Source organism: Neisseria sp. SLRRB23 (genome assembly GCF_050896295.1).
Taxonomy (GTDB): domain Bacteria; phylum Pseudomonadota; class Gammaproteobacteria; order Burkholderiales; family Neisseriaceae; genus Neisseria.
The window spans coordinates 40,008-61,386 of record NZ_JBPBFH010000010.1; the positions used below are offsets into that span (position 1 = coordinate 40,008).

17 protein-coding genes and 3 pseudogenes are annotated in these 21,379 nt (G+C 51.8%); 10 read left to right on the plus strand and 10 right to left on the minus strand.

Translation table 11 applies throughout. The annotated features are described in order from the left end of the window. The first annotated feature begins 105 nt into the window (after positions 1-105). The 5 genes from ACRPFF_RS03930 to ACRPFF_RS03950 all read left to right on the plus strand — a co-directional run bounded on the left by ACRPFF_RS03930 (position 106) and on the right by ACRPFF_RS03950 (position 6,094). Entirely contained in the window at positions 106-1,539 is a 1,434-nt protein-coding gene (locus ACRPFF_RS03930) for an NAD-dependent succinate-semialdehyde dehydrogenase (protein ID WP_432673837.1), read from the plus strand. A 109-nt stretch (positions 1,540-1,648) separates the two neighbouring features. Next, on the plus strand, positions 1,649-2,434 hold the full coding sequence (locus ACRPFF_RS03935; protein WP_432673838.1) for a fimb protein: 786 nt from the start codon (positions 1,649-1,651) through the stop codon (positions 2,432-2,434). A gap of 227 nt (positions 2,435-2,661) precedes the next feature. Further along, entirely contained in the window at positions 2,662-4,218 is a 1,557-nt protein-coding gene (locus ACRPFF_RS03940) for a TerC family protein (RefSeq protein ID WP_432673839.1), read from the plus strand. A gap of 13 nt (positions 4,219-4,231) precedes the next feature. Further along, complete coding sequence (surE, locus tag ACRPFF_RS03945; RefSeq protein WP_411712289.1) at positions 4,232-4,978, plus strand: 5'/3'-nucleotidase SurE; 747 nt, start codon at positions 4,232-4,234, stop codon at positions 4,976-4,978. 102 nt (positions 4,979-5,080) lie between these two features. Next, positions 5,081-6,094, plus strand: a complete 1,014-nt coding sequence (locus tag ACRPFF_RS03950; protein WP_432673840.1) for a peptidoglycan DD-metalloendopeptidase family protein — start codon at positions 5,081-5,083, stop codon at positions 6,092-6,094. A 119-nt stretch (positions 6,095-6,213) separates the two neighbouring features. Here the strand turns inward: ACRPFF_RS03950 and ACRPFF_RS03955 are convergent, their stop codons facing one another. The 4 genes from ACRPFF_RS03955 to ACRPFF_RS03970 form a co-directional block, all read right to left on the minus strand. Further along, entirely contained in the window at positions 6,214-6,696 is a 483-nt protein-coding gene (locus ACRPFF_RS03955) for an acyl-CoA thioesterase (protein WP_101122846.1), read from the minus strand. A gap of 152 nt (positions 6,697-6,848) precedes the next feature. Continuing rightward, the gene (locus ACRPFF_RS03960; protein WP_003674702.1) at positions 6,849-7,010 is read right to left on the minus strand and encodes a hypothetical protein; all 162 of its coding nucleotides are present in this window, start codon (positions 7,008-7,010) and stop codon (positions 6,849-6,851) included. Between the two features lie 73 nt (positions 7,011-7,083). Next, on the minus strand, positions 7,084-7,545 hold the full coding sequence (gene recX / locus ACRPFF_RS03965; RefSeq protein ID WP_250314167.1) for a recombination regulator RecX: 462 nt from the start codon (positions 7,543-7,545) through the stop codon (positions 7,084-7,086). Between the two features lie 56 nt (positions 7,546-7,601). Beyond that, positions 7,602-8,309 carry a phosphoglycolate phosphatase gene (locus ACRPFF_RS03970; protein WP_432673841.1) on the minus strand — a complete coding sequence of 236 codons (708 nt, stop codon included), beginning with the start codon at positions 8,307-8,309 and terminating at the stop codon, positions 7,602-7,604. Between the two features lie 400 nt (positions 8,310-8,709). Between ACRPFF_RS03970 and ACRPFF_RS03975 the strand changes: the two genes are divergently transcribed. Continuing rightward, complete coding sequence (locus ACRPFF_RS03975) at positions 8,710-9,975, plus strand: Glu/Leu/Phe/Val family dehydrogenase (protein WP_432673842.1); 1,266 nt, start codon at positions 8,710-8,712, stop codon at positions 9,973-9,975. A 30-nt stretch (positions 9,976-10,005) separates the two neighbouring features. Here the strand turns inward: ACRPFF_RS03975 and ACRPFF_RS03980 are convergent. Further along, positions 10,006-10,218: pseudogene (locus ACRPFF_RS03980) on the minus strand (hypothetical protein); the annotation flags it as partial. A 107-nt stretch (positions 10,219-10,325) separates the two neighbouring features. Here ACRPFF_RS03980 and ACRPFF_RS03985 point away from each other — a divergent pair. After that, positions 10,326-10,535 carry a tautomerase family protein gene (locus tag ACRPFF_RS03985; protein ID WP_003710575.1) on the plus strand — a complete coding sequence of 70 codons (210 nt, stop codon included), beginning with the start codon at positions 10,326-10,328 and terminating at the stop codon, positions 10,533-10,535. A gap of 89 nt (positions 10,536-10,624) precedes the next feature. Then, positions 10,625-11,839, plus strand: coding sequence for a pyridoxal phosphate-dependent aminotransferase (locus tag ACRPFF_RS03990; protein WP_432673843.1), 1,215 nt, complete (start codon positions 10,625-10,627; stop codon positions 11,837-11,839). 71 nt (positions 11,840-11,910) lie between these two features. On the opposite strand, the pseudogene clpB reads toward ACRPFF_RS03990, so the two are convergent. After that, positions 11,911-14,490 (minus strand): annotated as a pseudogene (clpB, locus tag ACRPFF_RS03995) (ATP-dependent chaperone ClpB). Positions 14,491-14,750: 260 nt separating this feature from the next. On the opposite strand from clpB, the gene trpS reads away from it, so the two are divergent. Both trpS and ACRPFF_RS04005 read left to right on the plus strand, forming a co-directional pair. Continuing rightward, positions 14,751-15,761 carry a tryptophan--tRNA ligase gene (gene trpS / locus ACRPFF_RS04000; RefSeq protein ID WP_432673844.1) on the plus strand — a complete coding sequence of 337 codons (1,011 nt, stop codon included), beginning with the start codon at positions 14,751-14,753 and terminating at the stop codon, positions 15,759-15,761. Positions 15,762-15,828: 67 nt separating this feature from the next. Then, positions 15,829-16,374 carry a hypothetical protein gene (locus tag ACRPFF_RS04005; protein WP_432673845.1) on the plus strand — a complete coding sequence of 182 codons (546 nt, stop codon included), beginning with the start codon at positions 15,829-15,831 and terminating at the stop codon, positions 16,372-16,374. Positions 16,375-16,829: 455 nt separating this feature from the next. Here the strand turns inward: ACRPFF_RS04005 and ppx are convergent, their stop codons facing one another. The 4 genes and pseudogenes from ppx to ACRPFF_RS04025 form a co-directional block, all read right to left on the minus strand. Continuing rightward, on the minus strand, positions 16,830-18,338 hold the full coding sequence (gene ppx, locus ACRPFF_RS04010) for an exopolyphosphatase (RefSeq protein WP_432673846.1): 1,509 nt from the start codon (positions 18,336-18,338) through the stop codon (positions 16,830-16,832). A 160-nt stretch (positions 18,339-18,498) separates the two neighbouring features. After that, complete coding sequence (locus tag ACRPFF_RS04015; RefSeq protein WP_432673847.1) at positions 18,499-20,166, minus strand: surface lipoprotein assembly modifier; 1,668 nt, start codon at positions 20,164-20,166, stop codon at positions 18,499-18,501. 113 nt (positions 20,167-20,279) lie between these two features. After that, a complete protein-coding gene (locus tag ACRPFF_RS04020; protein WP_432673850.1) occupies positions 20,280-20,954 on the minus strand; it encodes a factor H binding protein domain-containing protein in 675 nt (224 codons plus the stop codon). 318 nt (positions 20,955-21,272) lie between these two features. Then, a pseudogene (locus ACRPFF_RS04025) lies at positions 21,273-21,379 on the minus strand (TerC family protein); the annotation flags it as partial.

Sequence of the window (21,379 nt, forward strand, 5' to 3'; positions counted from 1 at the left end):
TCAGACGGCATCGGAAGGGTTTGCAGTTTTGGAATATGAAGATGATAATGTCCGTGAGATTGACGGCATTTGAAAGCGGTTATTCCGCATACCGGAGGACATGAAATGAACGAATATTCCCAATTAATCAAGCATCCCGATATTTCCCTTTCTCCGGTTTCAGACGGCATCAAAGTCGATAATCCGGCAACGGGCGAGACTTTGGCGTTTGTCCGCAAGACGGATTCGGACAAGCTGAAAAACCTGATTCAAAAGGCAGCTGCAGCGCAAAAATTATGGGCGGCAAAAACTGCGTTGGAGCGGGCCGATGTGTTGTGGCGTTGGTATTTTCAGATTAAAGAAAACAAAGAAGCATTGGCGCGTCTCATGACGATGGAGCAGGGCAAAAGCCTGACCGAGTCGCGCGGCGAGATCAATTATTCGGCTTCGTTTGTGCGCTGGTTTGCCGAAGAGGCGCGGCGGATTGACGGCGATGTGCTGACAAGCGTGAAAGCGTCGCAAAAACTGGTTGTGTTGAAACAGCCCGTCGGTGTTACCGCCGCGATTACGCCGTGGAACTTCCCGTCTGCGATGATTGCGCGCAAGGCCGCGCCTGCTTTGGCGGTGGGCTGCGCGATGATAGTCAAACCAGCATCGCTCACGCCTTTGAGTGCGTATGCGCTGGCCTTGCTGGCTTACGAAGCGGGCGTGCCGCAGGATTTGCTTCCCGTCGTCAGCGGCCGCGCTTCAGAAATCAGCCATGAATTTGCTACGAACCCGACTGTACGCAAAATTAGCTTCACCGGCTCTACCGAAGTCGGCGCGAAAATTTTTGCCGACAGCGCGGCGGACATTAAAAAACTCAGTTTGGAACTGGGCGGCAATGCGCCGTTTATCGTGTTTGACGATGCCGATTTGGACAAAGCTGTCGAAGGCGCGCTCGCTAGCAAGTTCCGCAACAGCGGTCAGACCTGTGTCTGCACTAACCGCGTTTACGCTCAATCCGGCATTTACGATGAATTTTGCCGCAAATTAAGTGAAAAAGTGGCCGCGCTCAAATTGGGCAACGGCCTGGATGAAGGCGTGAACCAAGGGCCGCTGATTGAGGAAAAAGCAGTGGAAAAAGTCGAGCAGCACATCGCCGACGCGCTTGCTAAAGGCGCAAGCTGCCTGACCGGCGGCAAACGCAGCGCGTTGGGTGGAACGTTTTTCGAACCGACTGTTTTAAGCGGCGTAACGGCGCAAATGGCGGTAGCTCGCGAGGAAACCTTCGGGCCTTTGTGTCCGGTATTCCGTTTTGAAACCGAAGCCGAGGTCATCGAGGCTGCGAACAATACGGAATACGGTTTGGCGGCCTACCTTTATACGGCTGACACCGCCCGCCAATGGCGCATAGGCGAAGCCTTGGAATACGGTATGGTCGGCATCAATACGGGCCTAATCAGTAATGAAGTGGCACCCTTCGGCGGCGTGAAACGCAGCGGTTTGGGACGTGAAGGCAGCAAATACGGTGCGGACGAATATCTGGAATTGAAGTATTTGTGCATTGATGTCGGGTAAGATATGCCGTCTGAACGGCAGGGTTTCAGACAGTGCCGCATTTTAAGCAGTCTCTATCTGTTGTACAATGCGCCCTGTTTTTACGGTTATTTTTGATTTGAATTAAGATATGATGGAAAACGGAAAAACAGTTTCGAGATGGCGTTTTGCCTTGAAAAGTGCGGGCTGGCACCTCTTAATCAGCCTATCGGTTGCAGGGCTGGCGGCATTGCTGGTTTTTAAGGTTTGGTATCCTTATCCTTATGCCGAGCTGACGGGAGGGCTGTCGCTTTATAAGCTGGTGGTGGCTGTCGATATTGTATGCGGACCCCTGTTGACGCTGATATTGGCCAGTCCGAAAAAGAAAATCAAAGAGCGCGTGGTTGATTTCTCTTTGATCGGTACGATTCAGTTTGCAGCATTGGTATACGGTTTGCACAGCGTTTCTTTGGCGCGTCCTGTGGTAGAGGCTTTTGAAAAAGACAGGATTAATATTGTTACCGCCGCCGAAGTGGTGGTTGAGGATTTGCACAAGGCGCCGGAAGGGCTGCAGAGCCTGTCGTTGTCCGGTATCCGCCGGGTTGCGCTGAAAGAACCTTCCGATGCGGATGAGCAAAACAAATCATTGGAGTTGTCGTTGCAGGGCATAGAGCCGAGCATGCGTCCGGATCAGTGGCTGCCTTATTCCGACCAAGAGGCGGAGAGGATACGTAAGGCGATGAAACCTCTGAAAGAACTGGCTTATGCAAGAAAGACCACGGTCGCCCATATCTTGAAACAGGCAGGTATTTCTGAAGATAAAGACTGGTATTACCTGCCTTTTACCAGCAGCAGGCAGAAAGATTGGATTGTGGTGATGGATGAGCAGGGAAATGCTCAAGGTTATGCGCCGATAGACGGTTTTGTTTCCAAGTAGCTTCCCATGCCGTCTGAATCCGATTCAGACGGCATGGCTTGTTTTGCCGTTGCATATATGAGATGTTAAACTGTGCGTCCCGTTTTTACGGAAGGTATGCGTATATATGAAATACTGCGGGCAGGGCGGCTGTTCCGTCTGCTGTTTTTTGCGTATGCAGTTTGTTCAGGCAGCTTGAACGTTTCAGGCTGCCTTTCTGCGTTGGAACATTAAGGAATACAAAAATCATGGATTTCAGTTGGTTGGCAGAACCGCATACTTGGATAGGTTTTGCCACACTTTTGGTCTTGGAAGTCGTCCTTGGGATAGACAATCTGGTATTTGTGGCGATTTTGGCAAATAAGGTCAAACCCGCAAAGCGGGATCGTGCACGGATTACCGGCCTGGGGCTGGCAGTCGTTATCCGCATCATCATGCTTGCCTTTATGGCACATATCATCACGCTGACCCGGCCCCTGTTCCAAGTCGGCAGCCTTTCTGTTTCCGGTAAGGACATGATTATGTTTGCCGGCGGCATTTTCCTGCTGTACAAAGCCACAACCGAATTGCATGAACGCCTCGAAGGGCATAACCGTTTTACCGTTGCCGACAACCAAAAAAAACACGCGCCGTTTTGGGGCGTGGTCGCGCAAATCCTGATACTGGATGCCGTATTTTCCATCGATTCGGTCATTACTGCGGTGGCGATGGTTGACCATATCGTCGTGGCGATGGGTGCGGTGGTCGTCGCGATGGCTGTAATGATTTCCGCCAGCAAACTCTTGACCGAATTTGTCGACAGACACCCTACGGTCGTGATGCTTTGCCTTGGTTTTTTGTTGATGATCGGTTTCAGTCTCATTGCAGAAGCGTTCCATTTCCATATCCCTAAAGGTTATCTCTATGCCGCTATCGGTTTTTCCATCCTGATAGAACTGTTTAACCAGATTTCACAGAGGAACAGCCGTAAGAACGACTATATCAGCAGCTCTTGGCGTAAACGGACTGCTGAAAATGTCTTGGGTATGATGGGTATACGCGAGAGCGTGCTGGCCAAAGCGGGTAATGAAGCCGAAGACGACGCCCATTTTGAAGAAAACGAAAAATCGATGATACGCAGTGTTTTAACGCTTGCCGAGCGTCCGATTCCGGGCATCATGATTCCTCGGCGCGACATCGAGCGGCTGGACATTTCCCAAAGCCGGGAAGAACAGTATGCCCAACTGCAAAATACGCCTTACAGCCGCCTGCTTGTTGTCGGCAAGGCGGGTGTTGACGAACCGTTGGGTTATGTCAATAAAAAAGACCTGCTTGCCCAACTGCTCGAAACTGGGGAACTTAACATTCAGACGGCATTGCGCCAACCGCTCGTATTGCCCGACAGTACCACTGCTCTGGGGGCAATCGAGCTCTTCAGGCAAAGCAGTGCGGATTACGCCCTCATCGTAGACGAGTTTGGTGCGGTATTGGGTATGGCAACAATGAAAGACCTGCTTGAAACCATTGCCGGCGATTTCCCTGAAGAATTCGAACGGGAAGAAGAGCCGTCCGTTCAAGAAAATCCTGACGAAAGCCTGACGGTGGAAGGTTCGTTAGAATATGTCGAACTTGCCCCTCAACTTAATTTGCCGCAGCAGGAGGAAGATGCCGATTTCCATACGGTTGCAGGGTTGATTATGGAAGAGCTGCAAAATATTCCCGATGTCGGAGATTTTGCCGATTTTCACGGCTGGCGGTTTGAAGTGGTCGAGAAGGAAGGACAGCGCATCGAACGGGTCAGGATTACCAAACTCTCCGAAGAATGATTCAGGATAAGAAATGAATGTTTTGATTTCCAATGACGACGGCTATCTTTCTGAAGGCATTGCCATTTTGGCGCGTGTAACGGCAGAATTCGCCAATGTCAGGGTGGTTGCGCCGGAGCGCGACAGAAGCGGTGTCAGCAATTCGCTGACGTTGGACCGGCCTTTGGAGATGAAGCAGGCGCAAAACGGCTTTTACTATGTCAACGGTACGCCGACCGACTGTATCCATGTCGGTCAGTCTGCCTTGTCTGACTTCAAGCCGGATGTCGTGTTTTCAGGCATCAACCGTGGCGCAAATATGGGGGATGACACGCTTTATTCGGGAACGGTGGCTGCAGCAACCGAAGCCTATCTGATGGGTATTCCCGCATTGGCTTTTTCCTTGAATGACAGTTCGGGACGCTATTGGGAAACCGCAGAGAAGGCTGTGTGGGCGGTGTTGGCGCATTTCTTCAAGAATCCGCCTTCCTCACCGGTTTTATGGAATATCAATATTCCTGCCGTCGCCCCGGATGAAATCAGGGGAGTTAAGATTACCCGTTTGGGCAGGCGGCATCACGAGCAGAGTATTGTACCGTCCCGAAATCCGCGTGGTGAGCAGATTTACTGGATAGGTCCGGTCGGCAGGGTTTCCGATAATGAAGAGGGAACGGATTTCGGAGAATGCGCGGCAGGCTTTATCAGCATAACGCCGCTGCAAATTGACCTGACCGCTTATTCGGAGATGGCGGATACGGTGGCTTTTTGGCATGCGGACTAAGCCTTTCTTCAAAGGCGGATGGGCTTTGCGCTTGAGAAGAACGCGCATTTTTATTATGATATAGCGCATTCAGGCTATATATCGGAACATGAAGGTTATCTTATGTTGAAACAAACGACACTTTTGGCAGCTTGTGCCTCCGTTGCCGCACTGTTGGGCGGTTGTGCCACCCAACAGCCTGCCCCCGTCATTGCAGGAAATTCAGGAATGCAGGCTGTACAGTCTGCGGCGGTCTACGACAACCCTTATGGCGCAACGCCGTACAGTCCTGCTCCTGCCAACGATGCACCTTATGTGCCGCCGGTGCAAAGTACGGCGGTTTATACGCCTCCTGCTTATGTGCCGCCTTCTCCGGCGGTTTCGGGTGCATATATTCCTTCTTATGCGCCTGTCGACATTAATGCGGCGACGCACACTATTGTGCGCGGCGACACGGTGTACAACATTTCCAAACGCTACCATATCTCTCAAGATGATTTCCGTGCGTGGAACGGGATGGCGGATAATACGCTCAGCATTGGTCAGGTCGTAAAAGTCAAACCGGCAGGATATACCGCACCGAAAACCGCCGTCGCAGAAAGTAGACCCGCCGCACAAGTCGCTGCACAGCCGACAGTGAAGCCTGCTGCGCAACCTGTCGTACAAACAGCGACGCAACCTGCCGCTCCTGTTGTAGAAAATAAAGCAGTTTCTGCTCCTGCGCCAGCTGTTTCACAGGCTTCTGCCTCTTCGTCATCCGGTACGCGTTCGGTCGGCGGCATTGTTTGGCAGCGTCCGACGCAAGGCAAAGTGATTGCCGATTTCGGAGGCAGCAACAAGGGTGTTGATATTGCAGGAAATGCGGGACAGCCTGTTTTAGCGGCGGCAGACGGCAAAGTAGTTTATGCAGGTTCCGGTTTGAGGGGGTATGGAAACCTGGTTATCGTTCAGCATAATTCTTCTTTCCTGACTGCATATGGACACAATCAAAAATTGCTGGTTGGAGAGGGTCAGCAGGTTAAACGCGGGCAGCAGGTTGCCTTGATGGGCAATACCGATGCTTCCAGAACACAGCTTCATTTCGAGGTTCGGCAAAACGGTAAGCCGGTTAACCCGAACAGCTATATCGCGTTCTGACTTTCTGTTTGAAATCAGGCTAAAAATGCCGTCTGAAAGCTTTTCAGACGGCATTTTATTTGAGGATAGTTTGAGTTGACGGAGATAACCGGCCTATATGCCTGTTTCGGATGCCGCCGTCAGCAGCCGCAGGACATGTCTTCAGAGGCTTGCAGGCTGATGTTTTTACGTTTTTTGGCTTTTTCGTAGCGGCAGCGTTGACGGTCAGTCAGGATTTCCAGTGGCGGTACGGGAACGGGTTTGCCGTCTTTGACTGCAACCATGGTGAAGTAGCAGCTGTTGGTATGGCGGATTTCTCCCGTACGGATGTTTTGTGCTTCGACACGGATGCCGATTTCCATAGAGGTACGCCCCGTGTAGTTTACGCTGGCGTAGAAAGTAACCAGGTCGCCGACATGGATGGGTTCTTTAAACAGGACTTTGTCTACTGAAAGGGTTACGCAATAGTTGCCGCTGTAACGGCTGGCACAGGAATAGGCAACCTGGTCGAGCAGGAGCAGGAGTTCGCCGCCGTGTACGTTGCCGCTGAAATTGGCGGTGTCCGGCATCATCAGTTCGGACATAATGAGTTCGTGGGAAGGCAGTTGGCGTTGTTGTGTCATAGTGTACCTGTTTTAAGAAAGGGTATTTTGAAATGGGTGTGGAAAAATTTTAGGGAATGGGAAAGTGGAATTCAAGCTAAAAAAAGCTATGATGGGATAGCCTGCCGAAATGGGCTGCCGATGCCGTCTGAAGGTTTCAGACGGCATTTTGTTTAGGAAAGCCAAAAACGGAAGACTAGGAAAAACACGAGTGCCAATACGGCGGCCCAAACGACGAGCATGAATCCGGCAACTGCCTGACCCATACGGTAAACTGGGTTTTTGCGTTCATCTTCAAGAAGTGGGTTGTGATTTTTCTCGGATTGTTCGGACATTTTATTCTCAATCGGAAAAGTTGGAAATGGAGGTAAGGTTACGCCGTCATGCAAAAAGATTCAAGGATTCAGTTCAGCAGTCTTCCTCCCAGCCGTCATCCCAGGCATGTTTCAATGCCGTCTGAACGGTATCGGCATCAAAACCGCGATAGGCGAGGAAGCGTGCCTGTTTTTGTTTTTCTTTAAGGTCGGCGGCCGGATGTTTGAATTTTTTACGCAACACGTCCATGGCGGTCTGTTTTTCGCTCAATCTGTCCGGAAGCAGCTTTCGGCTTGTCTCTTCGTCTATGCCCTGTTGAGCCAGGGCTTGTTTCAGGCGCAGGGAGCCGTGTTTACGGCTTTTGCTGTGGATATAGGCTTCTGCATAGCGTAAATCCGATTGCCAGTTGCGTTCGGAAAATTCGTTCAAGACGTTTTCCAACTCTTCTTCGCTTTCGGCATGGGGGGCGAGCTTGCGCTGCAGCCCGAGACGGCTGACTTCTTGGCGCGAGAGGATGTCCATCGCGCGGGCGCGTAGGGATTTTTGCGGTTTCATGGCGGCGGTTTCGGCGTGCGGCAGGTTTCAGACGGCATAGCGTGCCGTCCGAATGCCTACTCTTCTTTATTTGTCTGCGGTTGCAGGTTTTCGTAAATTGCGGGCAGCGAGCCGATAATCCGGTCGGGGCGGGTCGTATCGTCTTGCGCGAGCAGCGTCATATCGCCGTAACCGAAGGTAACGCCGACACTCAGGCAGCCGGCGGCTTTGGCGGCGATGATGTCGTTGCGCGAGTCGCCGACCATAAGCATATTGGCGGCATCGATACCCAAAACTTCGGCGGCGTGCCGCAGCGGCAGCGGGCTGGGTTTTTTTTCGGGCAGGCTGTCGCCGCCGAGTATCAGGCTGAAATAGTCGGCGAGTCCCAGTTGTTTTAGAAGCTCGGCGGCAAGGATTTCGTTTTTGTTGGTAACGACGGCGAGCGGGATGCCTAAAGATTTGAGCAATGCCAGCCCGGCTTCGGTTTCGGGATAGGGGCGGGTGAAGACGCTCAAATGGTCGCGGTAGTATTTCATATAGAACACGAAACCTTTTTCCCACAGTTCGGAATCGGCTTCGCGGTCGCGGTCGTTGGTGAGGACGCGGTGAACCAGTTTGCCGATGCCGTCGCCCACATAGCTTTCGACCACTTTTGCAGGCAGCGGTTTCATACCGAGGTGTTCCAACATCGCTTCTGCGGCGGCGGCAAGGTCGGGGACGGAATCGCACAGTGTGCCGTCCAAGTCAAAGGCAACAGCTTGGACATGTTCGATGGCAGCATTCATAGTTTGGTTTCCTGTAGATTGCAATAGTTTATTTTAACATTGTTTGCACAGAGCTTCTAATGTATGGATTGTTAACAATCGCAACAGGTTTTGCAGGCGGTGTTTTCGGAGTTCGGAACGGAGTCGGGCAAGGTGTGCAAATCCCGGCGATGTTCCAATTAAATTTTTAAAAAATAAAAGGATGTTTATATCTTTATTTAATTGGACATTTGCTTTTCGGATGCGTGTGCTGCTTTTTTCAGACGGATTCTGTGCGGCTTGGGAAATAAAATCATATATAGATTAATCAAATCGGGCTGATTCCGACTACACGCTATTACATTTTGTCGGGAAATTGGTTATAGTTGCGAACCTGATGGCTTGTTCCATTCCGAACCTCTCTTTGTGAAAAGGAAGCAAAATGTCTCATGCTGCTGTAAAAGAAACCCTCAATCCGTTTGAAACCGCCCGCAAACAGGTGAAAACCGCCTGTGACCAACTGAAAACCGATCCGGCTGTTTATGAAATTCTGAAAAGTCCGAAGCGCGTTTTGGAAGTCAATTTTCCCGTCAAACTCGACGATGGCACGGTCAAAACCTTTACCGGTTACCGTTCGCAACACAACAACGCCGTCGGCCCCTATAAAGGCGGCGTGCGCTTCCATCCCGGTGTGAATTTGGACGAAGTCAAAGCTCTGTCGATTTGGATGACCATCAAATGCTGCGTGGCCGGTATTCCTTACGGCGGCGGCAAAGGCGGCATTACCTTGGATCCGCGCGATTATTCCGAAGCGGAACTGGAACGTATCGCCCGCGCTTATTCCGAGGCCATTTCTCCGCTGATTGGCGAGAAAATCGATATTCCTGCACCTGATGTGAACACCAACGGCAAAATCATGTCTTGGATGGTGGATGCTTATGAAAACGTGGTGAAACATTCCGCACCGGGCGTATTTACCGGCAAACCGGTTGAGTTCGGCGGCTCTTTGGCGCGTACCGAGGCTACCGGTTACGGCGTGAACCTTGCCGCCATCCAAGCTTTGGAAAAACTGGGCAAAGACGTGAAAGGCGCAACCTACGCCATCCAAGGCTTCGGCAATGTGGGCTACCACACCGGTTATTACGCGCATCAATCCGGTGCGAAAGTTGTTGCGGTTTCTACTGTCGATGTTGCTATCTACAATGAAAACGGCTTGGATATGGAAGCCCTGTTCAAAGAGTTCCAAGAAAAAGGTTTCATCACCAACGAAGCCGGTTACGGCAAGGAAATTACCAACGCCGAACTTTTGGCTTTGGATGTGGACGTACTCGCCCCTTGCGCGCTGGAAAACCAGCTGACTTCCGAAAACGCCGGTAAAGTCCGCGCGAAAATCGTGGTTGAAGGCGCGAACGGCCCGACTACGCCCGAAGCCGACGTTATTTTGCGTCAAAACGGCGTATTGGTCGTGCCCGATATTCTGGCGAACTGCGGCGGCGTGGTCGTTTCCTATTTCGAGTGGGTGCAAAACCTGCAAGGCTATTATTGGGAGTTTGACGAAGTTCAAGAGAAAGAAACCGTTGTCCTGCGCCGTGCGTTCCGCGATATTTGGAACTTGGCGCAAGAGTATGATGTCGATTTGCGAACCGCGTCTTATATGATGAGTATCCGCCGTGTTGAAAAAGCGATGAAGCTGCGCGGCTGGTATTGATGTTTGAACAAAGGATGCCGTCTGAAGCCTTCAGACGGCATTTTTGTGCGGGCGGAATGAATGGTGAGAATGGCCGATTTGGAAGGTTAAAGTCGAGTAGTTCGCCTGTTTTTGACACACGGTTTGATCGGGGAAGTCGGCTTTGTGTTCGACACTGGCTTTCCAAAAGCCTTGGCGCAAGGGGATGATGTCTGCTCCGTCTTTGTCGTCTGTGCTGTCGGCGAAAGCCTGTGCTTCGGTGCTGATAAATAAATTATTGTCTGATATATGGTTTTTGAGAAATGAAAAAGCCGGTTGGGTGTAACGGGCTTGTCTGATAAGATGGCAAAATTTTTGAATGGAGAGAAAAGATGCCCTATGTCAACATTAAAGTAACCGGTGGTAAGGAAGCGCCGAGTACGGAGCAGAAGGCGGAGCTGATACAAGGTGTAACGGAATTGTTGCGCCGCGTGCTGGGTAAAAATCCCGAAACAACGGTTGTCGTGATTGACGAAGTGGATACCGATAACTGGGGCATAGGCGGCAAAAGTGTCAGCGAACGGCGCAAAGAGGGCAGGTGAAAAGCCTGAAAAACCCCGCCCTGATGCTTTAAATTCCGCGTGAAAAAGAGTACATTCCCACCCATTGCCCAAAATTTACGGAACACATTATGGATAAGTTTCCCAAGTCTGCAAAGCTCGACCACGTCTGCTACGACATTCGTGGCCCCGTACATAAAAAAGCCCTTCAGTTGGAAGAGGAGGGTAACAAAATCCTCAAGCTCAATATCGGCAACCCTGCGCCGTTCGGCTTTGAAGCCCCTGATGAAATCTTGGTCGATGTCATCCGCAACCTGCCGACTTCGCAAGGCTATTGCGATTCCAAAGGGCTGTATTCCGCCCGCAAAGCCATCGTTCACTACTATCAGACCAAAGGTTTGCGCGATATTACGGTAAACGATGTCTATATCGGCAACGGCGTGTCCGAGCTGATTACGATGTCTATGCAGGCATTGCTCAACGACGGCGACGAAATCCTGATTCCCGCGCCCGACTACCCTTTGTGGACGGCGGCGGCAACGCTTGCGGGCGGTACGGTACGCCATTATCTGTGCGACGAAGAAAACGGCTGGTTTCCCAACCTTGCCGATATGGAAGCCAAAATCACGCCCAAAACCAAAGCCATCGTCGTCATCAACCCCAATAATCCGACAGGAGCGGTGTACAGCCTGGAAATTCTGCTCGAAATCGCCGAACTGGCGCGCAAGCATGGTTTGATTATTTTCGCCGACGAGATTTACGACAAAATCCTTTATGACGGCGCGGTTCACCACCACATCGCCGCGCTTGCCCCCGACCTTTTGACGGTAACGTTCAACGGTTTGTCCAAAGCCTACCGCGTTGCCGGATTCCGCCAAGGCTGGATGGTGCTCAACGGGCCGAAACATCATGCAAAAGGTTATATCGAGGGTTTGGATATGCTCTCGTCCATGCGCCTGTGTGCCAATACGCCGATGCAGCACGCGATTCAGACGGCATTGGGCGGTTATCAGAGCATTAACGAATTCATCTTGCCCGGCGGGCGGCTTTTGGAACAGCGCAACAGGGCGTGGGAACTGGTCAACCAGATACCTGGAGTGTCCTGCGTCAAACCGATGGGCGCGATGTATATGTTCCCGAAAATCGATATCGAAATGTACCGCATCCACGATGATATGAAATTCGTTTACGATTTGTTGGTGCGCGAAAAAGTCCTGCTGGTGCAGGGAACGGGGTTTAATTGGATTAAACCCGACCATTTCCGCATTGTCACGCTGCCTTACGTCCATCAGATTGAAGAGGCGATGGGCAGGCTGGCAAGATTCCTGCAAACCTACCATCAGTAGGGTTCTGATAAAAAATGCCGTCTGAAACGGAGATTCCCGTTTCAGACGGCATTTTCAACAGCAGGAACGAATCAGGCAAATTTCAGTCTGTCGCCGTCGGCTTCCACCCTGATTTCGCTTTCGGGCGCATAGTTTCCGGCAAGCAGGGCTTTTGCCAGCGGGTTTTCGATTTCCGATTGGATGGCGCGTTTGAGCGGGCGCGCGCCGTAAATCGGGTCGAAACCGGCTTTGGCGATGATGTCCAGAGCGGCATCGGAAACAGCCAGGCGCAGGTTTTGTTTTTCCAAACGTTTTTCCAAACCTTTAAGCTGGATTTTCGCAATGTTGCGGATATTATCCTGATCCAGTCCGTGGAACACGACCACTTCGTCGATACGGTTGATCATTTCAGGACGGAAATGTTCTTTCACATCCTCCATCACGACTTCTTTTACCGCTTCGTAGTCTTGAGTACCCATTTGTTGGATGTGCTGGCTGCCGATGTTGGAAGTCATGACGATGACGGTATTTTTGAAGTCCACAGTTCGACCTTGTCCGTCGGTCAAACGGCCGTCATCCAATACTTGCAGCAGGATATTGAACACGTCGGGATGGGCTTTTTCCACTTCGTCCAAAAGAATCACGCTGTACGGTTTGCGGCGCACTTGTTCGGTCAGGTAGCCGCCTTCTTCGTAGCCGACATAGCCCGGAGGCGCGCCGATGAGGCGGGCAACGGCGTGTTTTTCCATGTATTCGGACATATCGATGCGGATCAGATGGTCTTCGCTGTCGAACAGAAAGCCTGCCAGGGCTTTGCACAACTCGGTTTTACCCACGCCGGTCGGGCCTAGGAACAGGAAGCTGCCGTAAGGCTTGTTTGGATCGGCAAGGCCGGAACGGCTGCGGCGGATGGCGTCAGACACGGCACGCACGGCTTCGTCTTGACCGACCACACGGCGATGCAATACTTCTTCCATTTTCAAAAGCTTGTCTCGTTCACCTTCCATCATTTTAGATACTGGGATGCCGGTCATACGGGAAACCACTTCTGCGATTTCCTCCGCGCCGACATTATTACGCAAGAGTTTGTTTGCCGGTTTTGCGCTACCCGTATCTGCCCGTTCGGCGGCTGCGCGCTGTTTTTCCAAATGCTCCAAATCTTCATACATCAATTTTGAAGCCAGTGCCAAATCGCCTTGCCGTTTGGCCTGTTCGATTTTAATTTTGACTTCGTCAATTTGTTTCTTAATATTAGCAGCACCGTCTGAAATTGCTTTTTCGGCTTTCCAGATTTCGTCTAAATCGGCGTATTCTTTTTGCAGACCGTCGATTTCCTCGTCTATCAGTTCCAAACGTTTTTTGCTGGCATCGTCTTTTTCTTTTTCAACGTGCGCCTTTTCCATCCGAAGTTGAATCAGACGGCGGTCAATTTTGTCCATTGCTTCCGGCTTGGTTTCTTTTTCCATCTTGACACGGCTGGCAGCTTCGTCGATCAAATCAATCGCTTTATCGGGCAGGAAGCGGTCGGTGATGTAGCGGTCGCTCAATTCTGCGGCGGCAACGATGGCGGGGTCGGTGATGTCGATGCCGTGGTGGATTTCATAACGCTCCTGCAAACCGCGCAAGATNGCGATGGTGTCTTCCACGCTGGGCTCGCCAACCAATACTTTTTGGAAACGGCGTTCGAGTGCCGCGTCTTTTTCGATGTATTGGCGGTATTCGTCCAAGGTGGTCGCGCCGATTCAGTGCACTTCGCCTCGGGCCAAAGCTGGTTTTAACATATTGCCTGCGTCCATCGCGCCGTCGGTTTTGCCCGCACCGACCAAAGTATGGATTTCGTCGATGAAAATCAGGGTGTTGCCGTCGTCTTTCGCCAAATCGTTCAACACGCCTTTCAAGCGTTCTTCAAATTCGCCGCGGTATTTCGCGCCGGCAATCAAAGCCGCCAAGTCCAGAACCAAAAGGCGTTTGTTACGCAGGGATTCGGGTACTTCGCCGTTGACGATGCGTTGCGCCAAACCTTCGACAATGGCGGTTTTACCCACGCCTGGTTCGCCAATCAGCACGGGGTTGTTTTTGGTACGGCGTTGCAGCACCTGAATTGCGCGGCGGATTTCGTCGTCGCGGCCGATAACGGGGTCAAGCTTGCCGTCACGGGCACGCTGGGTCAGGTCGAGCGTATATTTTTTCAGAGCATCGCGTTGGTCTTCGGCATTGGCATCGTTCACGTTTTGTCCTCCTCGTACCGCATCAATTGCGGCATTGATATTTTGTTCGGTCGCACCGGCTTCTTTCAGGATTTTGCCGGTTGCATCATTCTGCTGAACCAAAGCCAGCAGGAAAAGTTCGCTGGCGATATAGGCATCGCCGCGTTTGGTTGCCGCTTTATCCATCAGGTTCAACACCGCCTGCAATTCGCGGCTGGGCATAATGTCGCCGCCCTGGCCGGACACTTTCGGCAAGCTGTTTAAATGTTGTTGCAAACGCTGTTTCACCTGCGGCACATTCACGCCCGCATGAGCCAAGAGCGCGGCGGCTCCGCTGTTTTGGTCGTCGAGCAGGGCTTTCAGCACGAAGCCTGCTTCCAGGTAGCTGCTGTCCGCAGCCAACGCCAAACTCTGAGCTTCTGCAAGGGCTTGTTGGAATTTGGCGGTTAATTTGTCGTATCGCATTTTTGTTTCCTTTTCAAAATGTCCGCTGTCGAAGCCTATATGTGCATAATTGTGGATAACTCAAGCGTCAGATTTTAACTTTTCAGATTTAATTGCTTATCTTGTTGAATATGATTGAAATAAATTTTTTGATTTATGTGTATAACTTAATCTGTCCAATAGGGAAGCGTCCGATGCCGTCTGAACAAATATTGTGAATCGGGTATAATCGGCACATTCTTTTCCCTTTCAGACGGCATTGATGCCGTAAGGACATTTTTATGAGCAAAAAACGAGTTCTGACCGGCGTAACCACCACCGGCATCCCGCATCTGGGCAACTACGTCGGCGCCATCCGCCCCGCCGTCCGCGCGGCGCAAAACCCAGATACCGAATCCTTCCTTTTCCTCGCCGATTACCACGGCATCATCAAATGTCATGAGCCGGAAATGATTCATCAATCTACTCAAGCTGTTGCCGCCACATGGCTCGCCTGCGGACTTAATCCGGAACAAACCACTTTCTACCGTCAAAGCGACATCCCCGAAGTGATGGAATTGAACTGGATTCTGACCTGTATCACCGCAAAAGGCCTGATGAACCGCGCACACGCCTACAAAGCCGCCGTGCAGGCAAATGCAGAAAACAATCAGGAAGATCCTGATTTCGGTGTGGAAATGGGTTTGTTCAGTTATCCGATTCTGATGACTGCCGACATCCTCATGTTCAACGCCAACGAAGTGCCCGTCGGACGCGACCAAATCCAACACGTCGAAATGGCGCGCGACATTGCCGGCCGCTTCAACCACCGTTTCCAAGAACTCTTCACCCTGCCCGAAGTGAAAATCGACGAAAACGTCGAACTCTTGGTCGGTTTGGACGGACGCAAAATGTCCAAATCCTACGGCAACACCATTCCGCTTTGGGAAAACGACAAGAAAACCCAAAAATCGGTCAACAAAATCATCACCAATATGAAAGAGCCGGGCGAGCCGAAACAGCCGGACGAAAGCCCCTTGTTTGAAATCTACAAAGCCTTCTCCACGCCGTCTGAAACAGCAGCGTTCACACAAATGCTGGCCGAAGGCCTGGCTTGGGGCGAGGCAAAAAAACTTTTGGCGGCGAAAATCAACGCCGAGCTGGCAGAACCGCGCGAACGCTACAACGAGCTGACCGCCGACCCTTCGCAAATCGAAGACATTTTGCAGGCCGGCGCACAAAAAGCACGTAAAGAAGCGCGCGAACTTTTGAATAAGGTACGTGATGCGGTCGGTATCCGTCCTTTGAAATAAACCCATGCCGTCTGAACATCCATTATCCGTGTTTCAGACGGCATTTTGAAACCATCAGGAGTGCGGAATGCTGAAAATACCTTTTGCCGTGTTAGGCGGCTGCCTGCTGCTTGCCGCCTGCGGCAAATCCGAAAATACGGCGGAACAGCCGCAAAATGCAGTGCAGGGTGCGCCGAAACCGGTTTTCAAAGTCAAATATATCGACAATACGGCGATTGCCGGTTTGGCTCTGGGTGGGGCGCAAGAAGGAAAAACGGCTGAAGGCAAAAAACAGCTGACTTATCCGATTGAGGGCTTGTCGGAACAGAATGTGTTGCAACTGATCGGCAAGCATCCCAACGACTTGGAAGTCATCAGCGGCAAATGCATGGAAACCGACGATAAGGGCGGTCCGGTAGGTTGGGCGGCAAACGGCGTGTGTCATACCTTGTTTGCCAAACTGGTGGACAATGTCGCACAAGACGGCGGGAAGTTGACGGATTACCTGGTTTCGCATGCCGCACTGCAACCTTACCAGACGGGGAAAAGCGGATATGCCGCCGTACAGAACGGACGCTATGTGCTGGAAATCGACAGTGAGGGGATGTTTTATTTCCGCCGCCGCCATTATTGAGGTATTCAAAAATCCCATAATGCATTTGAGTTTTCCTAGTCCTTTCAGGAAGGTGGCTGCAACAAGTTTTCTGTCCTGATGGAGACGGTCGGGGAATTGTTTGCAGAAATAGGGGATTTAGGTGCTCCATATGTATTGTGATTCTGATGTAAGAATGAGTGAATTGGTACCGCTCATCTTTACAAAAAAGCGGCAGCCATCCGGTTGCCGCTTTATTTATGTCCTGAGTCCGGCTCCGCCTTGGCGGGATGGTCTGCGCCATGTACGCGGATTATGGGAATACTTGCTTGATCTTATTCGGGTCGGCCGAATTTGCCGCGCATATAAGCAGGTTTTGCTTGGAGTGGCAAATCGACCCGTCTGCTGTCGTAGATACAAGGCAGTCGGTTTTTTTTGGTTTGCGGATAGGGAAATGCCGTCTGAACATCATTCAGACGGCATTTAGTTTGTAAAGGTCAGACGGCTTCAACTTTAAACGGCATATTGACTTTTTGCCATTGGACGCTTTCATATTCCAATGCGTCGGCAATCAGGGGGTGGCGTTCCAGCCATTCCTTGTCAATACGCAGGATGAAGCCGTGGCTTTCCGTATCCGTGCGCAACTGTATGTTTTTCGGGAAAGACAGGTCTTGGCGCGAACGGCAGAACAGGGCGGCAAGGCGCAGGGACAAAACGGCATACCACAACATTTTGTTGGCGCCGATAATGCCGCCCATTTTTTTCATATCGCCGCGATGACCGATGACCAGTTGGGCAAGTATGGTCTGTTCTTTACGTGAGAAACCCGGCATATCGGCGTTTTCCAGGATGTAGGCGGAATGTTTGTGATATCCCGTGTGGGCGATGTCCAAACCGATTTCGTGCAGGCGCGCGGCCCGTCCGAGATATTGTTTCCAAAGGGCAAGCTCTTGGACGGTAACGTTTTTGACGTGGCAGAGGCTGTCCATAAAGGTTTGCGCGGTATCGGCAACGCGTTTGGCCTGATTGAGGCTGACGTGGTAGCGGTGTTGGAACTCCGAAACCGTTTGTTCGCGCATGTCTTCGTTCAGCGCACGGCCTATCAGGTCGTAGAACACACCGTCCCGCAGTGCGGCTTCGGTTACGGTCATTTTATCGAGTTCCAATTCTTCAAATGCCGCCATCATCACGGCAAGCCCGCCGGCAAAGACTTCGATGCGTTCCGGTTTCAGGTTTTCAAATTTGGCTTTTTTGACCGAGCCGGCTTCGACGATACGTTCGGCAAGGGCGCGCATGCCTTTATAGGTAATGTCTGCCTCTTGCGGCAATTCGGCTGCAAGGACGTCGCGGATGGATTTTGCCGAACCCGAAGTTCCGACGGCGGAATCCCAACCTTCGCGCTTCATGTTTTTGCTGATGCGTTGGATTTCGTTACGGGCGGCAGAAATGGCAGATTGGAAGTCTTTGGCGGTGATTTTGTTTTGGAAGAAGCGCAGGCTGTAGGTAACGCAGCCTAAAGGCAGGCTTTCGGTAATGTCGGGGCGCAGGGTTGAACCGATAATGAATTCTGTCGAGCCGCCGCCGATGTCGATAACCAGCATTTTGCCGCCTTCCGGGGGAAGGGTGTGGACGACGCCGGTATAAATCAGCCGGGCCTCTTCGCGCCCAGCGATGATTTCTATGGGGAAACCCAGTGCCGCTTCGGCCTTGGGAAGGAAATCTGCGATGTTTTTGGCAACGCGGAATGTATTGGTTGCTACGGCGCGTACCTGTTCAGGGCGGAAGCCGCGCAGGCGTTCGCCGAATTTTGCCAGGCAGTCTAAAGCCTGTTCCTGTGAGGATGCGCTGAGGTTTTTCTGTTCGTCCAGACCGGCGGCAAAACGGACCATCTGTTTGAAGGAATCGATAACTTTTAATTGTCCGTTGTTGTTTTCGCAAATTTGGAGGCGGAAACTGTTGGAACCTAAATCGACGGAGGCAAGGACGTTTGCGGGATTGGTGGTCATGGCTGATACCGGTGGGGAAAATGCAATGTTACTCTGCCGGTATGGGCGTTGACAATAAATGATGCGGTTGTTTTTGATTCTGCTCACAGATGTTGCCGACGGTATGTTTCCGACAGCAAAAAATGCCGTCTGAAAAATGTTCAGACGGCATTTTTTGCGCTTATTTGAAATCCTTTTCCACGCTCATGAAAATCTGCATGTTTTTGCGTGTGTAAAAACTTTTCATATTGCTGTCGATTTTCAGATAGCGGAAATTGAGTTGCGGCGTAAATCCCTTCCAAGAGATTTTGTCGTGCCACAACGACAGGTTTGCCTGATATTCGTGGTCTTTGCGCTGGAAGCGGTACACAATGGTCCCGGGTGCATCAAAAGTCCTGCGGGTATAGCGCAGCTTTGCCCGCAGACCCAAGCCGCCGTCGAACGTTTTGACCGCGCCGACACGCAAACCCTTGCGGACGGAAGCCTGTTCCGCCTCTTTCGTCATGTCGTGCGGCCAGTCCGCACCGCCGTAAAGCAGCCGGTCTTTCGGCGCGGAATACATCAGCGTCGCGCCCGCCAGCGGCATATGGCTGTCGTATCGGGCGGCGGTGCGGTCTTCCTGATAATGCTTCCACATATTGCCCGCGTTTAGTGTCAGCCGCCAGTGTTCGCTCAAGCGTTGGGAGAAATCGGCATTGAAGCCGCCGACGAAATTGTATCGGCTGCCACCTAAGAGGTTTTGCTCGATAAACGGCACGATGCCGAACGAGCGCGTTACTGAACGGTTTTTATAGCCGAGCGACAGGCGCAGGCTCTGTTCGCTGAAATCTTTGTTATCCCAATAGTGCACGCCGCCGCCGCTGATGTCGCCGTAGAGGAAATGATGCCCGCCCGCATTGATTTCGCGCGACACGCCCAAGCCGTAGCGCAAACCGTGTGCCTTTTGCGGTAGGCTGTCGGCGGTTTTCGTCCAGCTTTTGCCCGCAAATTCAATCGTTTTTTCGGACGAAGCGTTATTCACATTGTCCGTTTGCTCGTATTGCAGCGACACATCGGGCTTCCAGCCTTGAGCCTTGTCTATGGCGGCAAGATAGCGGTCGGCAAGCTGCTGTATCGGTGGCTGCAAATCAGGTTTCGCCCGCTCCAATTCCGCCTTCGCCTCGCGGTACTGCCTGTTTTCAAACAGCATCACGCCCAAATCGAAACGTGGATACGCCAAATCGGGCTGTTGCGCCAAAATGCCGCGATACAAAGCCACCGCCTCGTCATGGCGCAACTGACTGCGGCGTAAACCGCCCAGCGCGTAATCGTGCAGAACCGGATTGAAATCCGGCAGGGTGCGATAGCTTTCCAGCAGCGTTTGCAGCGTGTCCCAATCTCGGGCGACGACGGCGCGGTTGATCTGCTCTTCTAAACCCGCAAGAGAGGCATTGCTGTCTGAAACGGCTTCGGCGGCTTCTCCGGCTGCAACGGTTTCAGACGGCACGGGCGCATCCGTACCGAAAGCCGCCTCGTTGGAAAACTTCTTATGTGTTGCCACAGGCTTGATTTCGGTCTCTTCCGCCTTGCCGACAGATGCAACAACAGGCGCGGCAGCCCGCTTCGGCGCGGCACGCTGCAACAGGCGGAAGGCATTGTCGATCTGTTCGTCAAAAGATGGGGCATAGGAAGCAAGCGGCAGAACCGGAATTTCCGTTTCATCAGCCCTTTCAAGCCTTTCGGCAGGCACTATCCTATCGTCGAATTTGCCGTCCACGAACACCTGCTTCGACACGGGTATGGGCAAAACGGGCGTTCCGGCAACAGCCGCCGTCGGCATGAACAAAAGAAGCAAAGCAAATTTTTTCATAAATCAAACAGTTTCAGGGCAAGGGACCGGACGGGCAAACCGCGCAGTCAAATGGTCGAAATGCCGTCTGAAAGACCGTTTCCGGTTTCAGACGGCATTTGTATCAGGCGGGATTAACGGGAGCCGGCAAAGCCGATTTCGCCGTCATTAACTGTACCGACGATTTCTTCGGCATTGGCACCGAAGAAGCCGAGCGCGTAATCACCTTTATTAGAAGAACCTTTAATACCGTGGCCTTCAAGGCGGCTTCCATCAATTTCGTTATTGTGATCGATATGGGTTATGCTACCCTTGTTCAAGATGACTTTTTCACCTAAACCGGTAATGTTGCCTTCACCCGTTTTTTCATTGAAATCTACGGAGTAGTTCAACACGCCTTGTTTTTTTCCGTCAAATGCAGCACCGGAATAAGTCGCTTTACCGGCTGCGGGCAAGGTTTTAGTCGGAGTACCTTTGATGGTCAGATAATCTTCATCACTGATACTCTCAGTCTCATTCACTCCAGGCCCTTGAATCGAGTAGGAAGTCGGTTTAATGCCGGCAATCAGAGAATAATTCTGACGGTAGATATGGGACTCGCCGCTGCGGGTCAGTGTATAAGTTTTATACACTCCCTCTACCTTTGCACGTACCTGTGCAGATTCTCTATGTGCAGCGCGGGTCAGCTGTTTCAAAGGTACTTTAGACAAATCAAGAGAGCCGCCATTGGCATTTTGACCCAAAGCGCTGACTTGGTAAGTCGAAACAGTTACATCATCCACACCGTACTCTCTAGCCAACTTACGCACATCTCCTTCAGCCTCATTTCTCAATCTACTAACACTGACTGAAAAATCAGGTGTGCCGTTTGTCAGAGTGGAGGGAGGAGGATTGTCGTTGGCAGCGGAAGGTTGCGTTGCAGAGTTGCCGCCGTTGTTGGACGGCTGTGTCGCTGTGTTGCCGTTGTTGTTGGACGGCTGTGTCGCTGTGTTGCCGTTGTTGTTGGACGGCTGTGTCGCTGTGTTGCCGTTGTTGTTGGACGGCTGTATCGCTGTGTTGCCGTTGTTGTTGGAGGGCTGCGCTACGGTGTTGCCGCCGTTGTTGGAGGGCTGCGCTACGGTGTTGCGGAAGGCTTCCGCAATCAGGCTGAAACCGATCATCAACAAAAAACCAAGGCAGAGCATCACGACGGTGGGATGCCTGTCCACAAATTCGGTCAAGAGTTTGCTGGCGG